The organism is Oligoflexus sp., from assembly GCF_035712445.1.
In the GTDB taxonomy this organism is placed as follows: Bacteria; Bdellovibrionota_B; Oligoflexia; order Oligoflexales; family Oligoflexaceae; genus Oligoflexus.
This window is the reverse complement of the sequence record NZ_DASTAT010000004.1, coordinates 1-7,769: the sequence shown is the minus strand read 5'-3', so window position 1 is coordinate 7,769 and position 7,769 is coordinate 1. Positions and strand designations below refer to the sequence as shown.

General features: G+C 51.5%; 7 protein-coding genes, 1 rRNA gene and 1 pseudogene. 6 read left to right on the top strand and 3 right to left on the bottom strand.

Annotation, left to right across the window (positions count from 1 at the left end; genetic code table 11):
* Nucleotides 1-109, bottom strand: a 16S ribosomal RNA gene (locus VFO10_RS00690); the annotation flags it as partial.
* A 444-nt stretch (nucleotides 110-553) separates the two neighbouring features.
* On the opposite strand from VFO10_RS00690, the gene VFO10_RS00685 reads away from it, so the two are divergent.
* The 6 genes from VFO10_RS00685 to VFO10_RS00660 all read left to right on the top strand — a co-directional run bounded on the left by VFO10_RS00685 (nucleotide 554) and on the right by VFO10_RS00660 (nucleotide 6,857).
* Nucleotides 554-1,081 carry a response regulator gene (locus VFO10_RS00685; RefSeq protein ID WP_325136733.1) on the top strand — a complete coding sequence of 176 codons (528 nt, stop codon included), beginning with the start codon at nucleotides 554-556 and terminating at the stop codon, nucleotides 1,079-1,081.
* Nucleotides 1,082-1,189: 108 nt separating this feature from the next.
* Complete coding sequence (gene ettA, locus VFO10_RS00680; protein ID WP_325136732.1) at nucleotides 1,190-2,866, top strand: energy-dependent translational throttle protein EttA; 1,677 nt, start codon at nucleotides 1,190-1,192, stop codon at nucleotides 2,864-2,866.
* 30 nt (nucleotides 2,867-2,896) lie between these two features.
* Complete coding sequence (gene proS, locus VFO10_RS00675; protein WP_325136731.1) at nucleotides 2,897-4,423, top strand: proline--tRNA ligase; 1,527 nt, start codon at nucleotides 2,897-2,899, stop codon at nucleotides 4,421-4,423.
* 121 nt (nucleotides 4,424-4,544) lie between these two features.
* Nucleotides 4,545-5,042, top strand: coding sequence for a 5-(carboxyamino)imidazole ribonucleotide mutase (gene purE / locus VFO10_RS00670; protein ID WP_325136730.1), 498 nt, complete (start codon nucleotides 4,545-4,547; stop codon nucleotides 5,040-5,042).
* Nucleotides 5,039-6,118: a 5-(carboxyamino)imidazole ribonucleotide synthase gene (locus VFO10_RS00665; protein WP_325136729.1), complete on the top strand. Its 1,080-nt coding sequence runs from the start codon at nucleotides 5,039-5,041 to the stop codon at nucleotides 6,116-6,118. The genes purE and VFO10_RS00665 overlap by 4 nt, the downstream gene beginning before the upstream one ends.
* A gap of 226 nt (nucleotides 6,119-6,344) precedes the next feature.
* A complete protein-coding gene (locus tag VFO10_RS00660; protein ID WP_325136728.1) occupies nucleotides 6,345-6,857 on the top strand; it encodes a DUF1801 domain-containing protein in 513 nt (170 codons plus the stop codon).
* Between the two features lie 31 nt (nucleotides 6,858-6,888).
* On the opposite strand, the gene VFO10_RS00655 is transcribed toward VFO10_RS00660, so the two are convergent.
* Together VFO10_RS00655 and VFO10_RS00650 are read right to left on the bottom strand one after the other, a co-directional pair.
* The gene (locus VFO10_RS00655; protein WP_325136727.1) at nucleotides 6,889-7,518 is read right to left on the bottom strand and encodes a Type 1 glutamine amidotransferase-like domain-containing protein; all 630 of its coding nucleotides are present in this window, start codon (nucleotides 7,516-7,518) and stop codon (nucleotides 6,889-6,891) included.
* Between the two features lie 37 nt (nucleotides 7,519-7,555).
* Nucleotides 7,556-7,769 (bottom strand): annotated as a pseudogene (locus VFO10_RS00650) (cation transporter); the annotation flags it as partial.

The window sequence follows — 7,769 nt, the reverse complement described above, 5'->3', positions numbered from 1 at the left end:
ACTCACCCGTGCGCCACTTTACTCATCCCGAAGGACTTTCGCGTTCGACTTGCATGTATTAGGCACGCCGCCAGCGTTCACTCTGAGCCAGGATCAAACTCTAAAGTTTAAATCCTAGACGAGCCGAAGCTCGCTTTTTTTATTTTAACCCGACATCCCAACCGAAGTTGAAACATCAGAATTGACGTTCGCGCTTCTTCTTTCTGTCTTCTATTCAGTTTTCAAAGAACCTCGACGTTTGTTTTGCTTAACTTTCGTTTCGCTTCATTCGCCGGTGAAGAAGGGTTATACGGAACCGATCCAAAACCGTCAAACACTTTTTTCCAAAATTTTCATGTTTTTAACTCCGTACGTTTGTGCCTAGTCACATCATTCTTACTCTCGGGTCATGATGACTAACTTAGGGCAGAGATTGGTGCCTTCTGAAGAAGCCCGAATTTTTTCATTGTCTTCGTTAAGTTTTATGGACGCCTGGCCGAAAGAGTCTTTGTTATGGGTGAAGGCTGTTGGCTCTAGCCAAATTTCTAATAATATTCGATTATTAGGCTGCAACATGATTAGTCTGAAACTACGATCGAAGATCTCCGCTCCCAAGGTCCTGGTGATCGATGATGAAGTGCAGCTCGCCGAAGTTTGCCGGGCGGTCCTGCAGAACGCGGGCGCCAAGGCCAAAGTCATCTATGATGGAGCCGATGCCGAGGAAGCCATCAAGACTTTCAAGCCGGACATTATTATCTCGGATATTAAAATGCCTGAGGTTCGCGGTGATGAGCTGCTTGTCCTTCTGCGCGATCATGGGTACCCCACACCTGTCATAATGGTCACGGGTCTGGAACGAACCAAGATCTCCATACCTAAGGATAGCCCGAACCTCTTCGCGCTCATCTATAAGCCCATAGAGTACGAACAGCTGGTGCGCACCGTGCAGAACTGTCTGAATATCATCGAAGCCAGACAGATGAACGAAGCTCTGATGCAAAGGCTCTATGAAGCCAGCAAAGCTGAGCAGCCTTTTGAAGAATGGCAAAATACCGCACTCGATCATATCGTCGAACACATGAACAAGCGTCGGGCGTCCTAATTCGGAGGACGTCCTCCCCTTCCTTTCCCCCTGTTAGATATGGCGATCGCCTTTCAAATCCTTTAGATTGTCCACCTCGAACGGATCATCTTCTACAGGTGGAAGTGCATGTCAGATAAAACCGTCATTTATTCGATGGTCGGTATGTCTAAGGTTCACGGTCAAAAGACTGTGCTTAAGAATATCTACCTTTCCTATTACTACGGCGCCAAGATCGGTGTGCTGGGGGCCAACGGCTCTGGTAAATCGACTCTGCTTCGCATCATGGCGGGCGTCGATCAGGATTTTACTGGTGAAGCGCATCTGTCCGAAGGCTATAGCGTCGGCTACCTCCCTCAGGAACCGGAACTGACTGCCGGCAAAACCGTGCGCCAGATCGTGGAAGAAGGTGTGGCGGAAGTCGCCGGGCTTCTGCGCGAATTCGAAGAAATCAATTTGAAGTTCGGCGAGGACATGAGCGCCGAAGATATGGATAAACTCATCGCCCGCCAGGCCGAAGTTCAGGATCTCCTGGACCGTATGGACGCCTGGACTTTGGACGATCGCTTGAATTTCGCGATGGATGCTCTGAACTGTCCGCCTCCCGAGCAGCTCGTCGATCATCTTTCAGGCGGTGAGCGCCGTCGCGTGGCTCTCTGTCGTTTGCTGCTGCAAAAACCTGACATCCTCCTGCTGGACGAACCGACCAACCACTTGGACGCCGAATCCGTCCGTTGGCTCGAGAAGCATTTGCAGGAATACAAGGGCACCATCATTGCCGTGACTCACGATCGTTACTTCCTGGATAACGTCGCGGGCTGGATCCTTGAACTCGATCGCGGTGAGGGAATTCCCTGGAAAGGTAATTATTCCTCGTGGCTCGAGCAAAAAGACAAGCGTCTGGAAAACGAAGCCAAGACGGAAGATCGCCGCCGTAAAACCCTCCAGCAGGAATTGGAATGGGTTAAGATGGCTCCTCGCGCGCGTCAGGCGAAGAACAAGGCGCGTATTACCGCTTATGAAAAGTTGCTCGGTCAGGAGCAATCCAGCTACGAACGCGAACTGCAACTCTATATCCCCCCCGGACCCCGTTTGGGCGATATCGTGATCGAAGCCGACCACGTGACCAAGACTTTTGGTGACAAGGTTCTTTATACCGATCTTAATTTCAAACTGCCTCCGGGCGGTATCGTCGGGATTATCGGCGCCAACGGTACGGGTAAAACCACCCTGTTCCGCATGATTGCAGGTCTTGATACCCCGGATGAAGGCAGCTTCCGCGTGGGCGCGACCGCCAAGGTCGGCTACATGGAACAGTCCCGTCTGGCTTTGGATCCTGAGAAAACCATTTACGATACGATTTCCGAAGGCCGCGATGTGATTTCGCTCGGCAAGCAGGAAGTCAACGCCCGCGCTTACGTCGGCAAGTTCAACTTCAGTGGTCAGGATCAGCAGAAAAAAGTCGGCTACCTGTCCGGTGGTGAGCGGAACCGTCTGCAGCTCGCTTTGCTTTGTAAATCCGGAGCAAACGTTTTGCTGATGGATGAACCTACGAACGATCTTGACATCACGACTCTGCGCGCGCTCGAAGAAGCCCTGATCAACTTCGCCGGCTGTGCCGTGGTCATCAGTCACGACCGCTGGTTCCTGGACCGGATCGCGACTCATATCCTGGCTTTCGAAGGGGATAGCAAGGTTTACTGGTATGAAGGCAACTTCACCGAATACGAGGAAGATCGCCATCGCCGCCTGGGTGCTGAAGCGGATATTCCGAAGCGTGTACGTTTCGCCAAGCTTGAACGTTAATTGTCGTCTGCAGGAGATAGGACTGAAACCATGAGTAAAGCACCGCAAACAGCCATCACCCCAACCCGTGCTGATGATTATCCTGAGTGGTACCAGCAGGTCATCAAGGCCGCTGATCTCTCGGAGAACTCAGCTGTTCGCGGCTGCATGGTGATCAAGCCCTGGGGTTATGCGATCTGGGAGAACATCCAAAAGGCTCTCGATGACAAGTTCAAAGAGACAGGTCATGAGAACGCTTATTTCCCTTTGTTGATCCCTTTGAGCTTTTTGGCCAAGGAAGCTGAGCATGTCGAGGGTTTCGCCAAAGAATGTGCTGTGGTGACTCATCACAGGCTCGAACCAGGTCCAGACGGAGGTCTGATTCCTGCACCATCCAGCAAGCTGGATGAGCCTTTGGTTATTCGCCCTACCAGTGAAATGATCATTGGAAACACTTATGCGAAGTGGGTGCAGTCCTATCGTGACCTGCCTATCCTAATCAATCAGTGGGCAAACGTTTTCCGTTGGGAAATGCGGACTCGCATGTTTCTGCGCACTGCGGAGTTTCTCTGGCAGGAAGGTCACACCGTTCACGCCACCGCTGAAGAAGCTGTGGAAGAAACGTTCAAGATGCTCGACGTCTATGCGGACTTCGCTGAAAATTACATGGCTATGCCTGTGATCAAAGGCGAAAAAGCATCGTTTGAACGTTTCCCCGGTGCCGATAACACCTATACTATCGAAGCCATGATGCAGGATCGCAAGGCCCTGCAATCGGGTACGTCCCACTTCTTAGGTCAAAATTTCGCCAAAGCGATGGAAATCAAATTCCAGAACGAAAAAGGCGAAACCGCAACGGCCTGGACCACCTCCTGGGGCGTTTCCACGCGCCTTATCGGTGGTTTGATCATGACTCACTCCGATGATGATGGCCTTGTGTGCCCGCCTCGTCTGGCTCCCAAACATGTTGTGATCCTCCCCATCTATCGGAACGATGAAGAGCGCGCCAAGGTCCTGGCTTACTGTAAAAAACTGCAGGCCGACCTTTCCCAGACGCTCTATGACGGCGAAAAAATCCGCGTCCTTCTCGACGACCGTGACATCCGAGGCGGCGAGAAAGTCTGGGCCCACATCAAAAAAGGTGTGCCGGTTCGCGTCGAAGTTGGTCCGCGGGATATGGATCAAAACGCGGTATTCGTAGCCCAACGCAATAAGGGTCATAAAGACAAGCAGGCCGTTCCCCGCGATCAATTCGTGGAAACCCTGCCACAGATTCTGAAGTCGATTCAGGATGACCTTTATCAGAAGGCCCTCGCCTATCGCGATGCCAACATGAAAAAAGTCGATTCGCTCGACGAATTGAAAAAATGGTTCACGCCGAAGAACGAAGACAAACCCGAAATCCATGGCGGTTTCGCTTTGTGTCACGTCGCGGATGATCCTGCAATCGGTACGACTTTGAAGGAAATGAAGCTGACGCATCGCTGTACACCTTTGGACGGCGCCAAGGATCCTGGCACCTGTATTTTCACAGGCAAGCCCGTGGAGCGTCGCTCGATTATTGCGAAGTCATACTGAAGCCCTCGCCATTGGATTCGAGACAAGGGGGCTTTTTGCCCCCTTTTTCGTTACTGGACAAGGGACCTGTGCTGCTATACAACGATGCCGTTCACATAAAGAGAGTTGGGGAAATAATACGATGACGACGTCCATACAGGTCGGTGTGATCATGGGTTCCAAATCCGATTGGGAAACCATGATGCCCGCGGCTGAGATTCTTAAGTCCTGGAACATTCCCTTTGAAGCCAAGGTCGTGTCGGCTCACCGCACGCCCGAACTTTTGGTCAGCTATGCGAAAACCGCTGTCGAGCGTGGTCTGAAGGTGATCATCGCCGGTGCCGGTGGGGCCGCGCATCTTCCCGGGATGGTGGCTTCCCTGACCGATCTGCCTGTGATCGGAGTTCCGGTTCAATCCAAAACCCTGAACGGTTTGGATTCCCTTCTTTCCATCGTCCAGATGCCTCGCGGTGTTCCGGTCGCGACTGTCGCCATCGGTTCCGCAGGTGCCGCCAATGCCGCTCTTCTGGCTTTGAAAATTCTTGGACTGCAGGATCCTGATTTGCAGAAGCGCCTCGCCAAAAATCGGGCTGAGGTGGCTGCTGAGGTTCTGGCTCAAAAACTGGAGTTGCCGCAATGAGAGTCGGATTTTTAGGAGGCGGGCAGCTCGCCCGCATGATGGGATTGGCTGGTTATCCTTTGGGTTTGAGGTTCCGCTGTCTGGATCCCAACCCCGAGTCGCCAGCTGCGGATGTGATGGAACATGTCCAAGGGCCGCTCAATGATCCCGATGCGCTGCGAACGTTTGCCAAGGACCTCGACTGCATCACGATTGAAAGCGAAAATATCCCCGTTTCCACCCTCGAAAATCTTATTCTCCACGGTTCGAAAATTAATCCCGGCATCAAAGCCCTCGCCACCTCCCAGGATCGCCTCTACGAAAAAACCACTTTTCAAAAACTCGGGATTCCCACGGCAGACTTTGCGAATATCGCGAGCCGCGAGGAGCTGGAGCATGAAGTGCGTTCCCGCGGTGGGGCCTTCATCCTAAAAACCCGGCGTGAAGGCTATGATGGCAAAGGCCAGTTCCGCATTAAATCCCCTGCGGATGTGGATGCAGCCTGGGCGGCTTTGGGTGGGAAGGATCTTATTCTTGAAAAGTGGCTCGGCTTCGATGCCGAGTGCTCTCTGATTTCCGTTCGGGATGTCCAGGGCAACACCCGTTTTTATCCTTTGGTCCATAATGTTCACAAGGAAGGCATCCTTTTCACCAGTGAATCCTGGACCACGTTCTCCAAAAAACCTCTGCAATCCAAAGCCGAAGCCTATGCACAAAAGGTTATGCAGGAGCTCGATTACGTCGGTGTGCTGACCATTGAATTTTTTGTGATGGGCGATGAATTGATTGCCAATGAAATGGCGCCACGGGTTCATAACTCCGGTCATTGGACCATTGAAGGAGCTGTGACCAGTCAGTTCGAAAACCACCTGCGGGCCATCCTGGGTCTTCCCTTGGGTTCCACAGACCTGCGCGAACCATTCACCATGATCAACGTCGTGGGTTACATGCCGCCGGCGGCTGATCTTCTCAAGATCGACGGACTCTGCCTGCATGATTATCGGAAAAAAGCGGCCCCCAGACGCAAACTGGGGCATATCACTCTTCTGCGTCCAAGTCAGGAAAAGTGCGACGCTGTAATGAAGTTCTTAAAATAACGCTTACCCACGGAATTCTCCGTGGGCAGTCCCCCCGTCTCGATCAAAGCATACGCCACATTCTGCTCTCAGCTGCAGTCCATACAATCCGATATCAACTTTCGTCGACTTCGCACGTCGCAAATGAATGTCTCTGGCCTATCTCGCTTAATTTTTTCGCTGGTTTTGCGCACAAGATGTTGGAAAATGAAAGATTCAACAGCATCCTATCGTTCGGAGGAAAGACATGGCTTCCAAAACACCAAAGAAGTCAACGAAAGGCGCAACCAAGCGGAAGGCGCTAAAGACCAAGGCGCGGCCAAAAACTGCTGCAAAAACCAGGCAGCCTAAGCAGGCCGGGCCGGTGAAACTCCTTTCAGGCGGCAATCCTCAGATCCCCAAGGGCGACGGCGACGCGCCCGTACAGGCCTACATCGCAGCCATGCCGGGCTGGAAGCAGGAGCTTGGACGTCGGCTCGATGCGATCATTGTTCAGACCGTCCCTCACGTGAAAAAGGCAGTGAAATGGAATACACCCTTCTATGGCCTCGAAGGCGAAGGCTGGTTCGTCTCGTTCCATGTCTTCACCCGTTACGTAAAGGTAACCTTCTTCAGAGGCACTTCGCTGCGTCCCTTGCCTCCCGGCGAATCCAAGCACAAGGAAGTGCGTTACCTCGATATTCATGAGGGCGATCTGGATGAAACTCAGTTTGCCGAATGGGTTAAACAAGCGAGTCAATTGCCAGGAGAAAAACTTTAAGGGCAGGATATACCGACGGGAGAGTCGCTGATCATACAGAGAAAATATCACACGAAATCGACTCTCCATCTTTAAGAGCGACGAATAACATCTTGTTTTCGATGAAATACTTGACAGCGTGTTCTATCAAATGAGATTCGTGGTGTTGACTCGCATAATGCGGCGCAACGCTATACTTTAAAATGTTCAAACCATCCCACATAGGCTCCCCTCGATATCCGGCAGGCAGAATATCAGGCTTATCCACGAGGTGGATTCCATGCAAGGAAGGGCTCAACACACAAACTCCAGCGCTATATCCCCCATAAACTAGATCAGAGGCCAATGACGAAAGCAAGAATTCATCGAAACCACTCTGTCGCATAGCCTTACGCAAAACAAATGCATTCCCTCCAACGACCCAGAAACCGCCATAATTTGACAGATTTTCTCTTAACTCGACTTTCCTGTTGAAGAAATCTCTTAAATCGACGATCTGGCCATCAAGACCAAGGTTTTTCAGATCGAGTATTTGTTGATCCAGCTTCTTACTCTGCCATCCAATATCCTCATTGAAGTCCAGAGCATTCTTGATGATAGCGACCTTCCTCTTTCCTTTAAATTTCGACGAAAATCTTGATGGTTGATTGCAAAGCTGATAAGACGACAAATAGAAGTGCATATTCAATGCTCCTCAATCGCATTCTCGAATCAAAGGACTAAGTCACCCGATTCACTTCCACAGTAATATGCACCAGCTCCTCATGCACACTGAGAGCCTCTTTAAAATAAGCAGGCTCCACCGCTTCCTTCACAGAAACAGCGAGGATACACGAAAACTTCCCTTTTCCCACACGCCCCACATGCAGATCCGTAATCGTCGCAGCAATCGGCAGCTTCCGAACTACATCTTGAATCTCAGCAACCACCGGC

Bases quoted from the DNA above. Each gene is read 5' to 3' on its own strand.
- VFO10_RS00685 (WP_325136733.1), top strand. From the start codon at position 554: ATGATTAGTCTGAAACTACGATCGAAGATCTCCGCTCCCAAGGTCCTG.
- ettA (WP_325136732.1), top strand. From the start codon at position 1,190: ATGTCAGATAAAACCGTCATTTATTCGATGGTCGGTATGTCTAAGGTT.
- proS (WP_325136731.1), top strand. From the start codon at position 2,897: ATGAGTAAAGCACCGCAAACAGCCATCACCCCAACCCGTGCTGATGAT.
- purE (WP_325136730.1), top strand. From the start codon at position 4,545: ATGACGACGTCCATACAGGTCGGTGTGATCATGGGTTCCAAATCCGAT.
- VFO10_RS00665 (WP_325136729.1), top strand. From the start codon at position 5,039: ATGAGAGTCGGATTTTTAGGAGGCGGGCAGCTCGCCCGCATGATGGGA.
- VFO10_RS00660 (WP_325136728.1), top strand. From the start codon at position 6,345: ATGGCTTCCAAAACACCAAAGAAGTCAACGAAAGGCGCAACCAAGCGG.
- VFO10_RS00655 (WP_325136727.1), bottom strand. From the start codon at position 7,518: ATGCACTTCTATTTGTCGTCTTATCAGCTTTGCAATCAACCATCAAGA.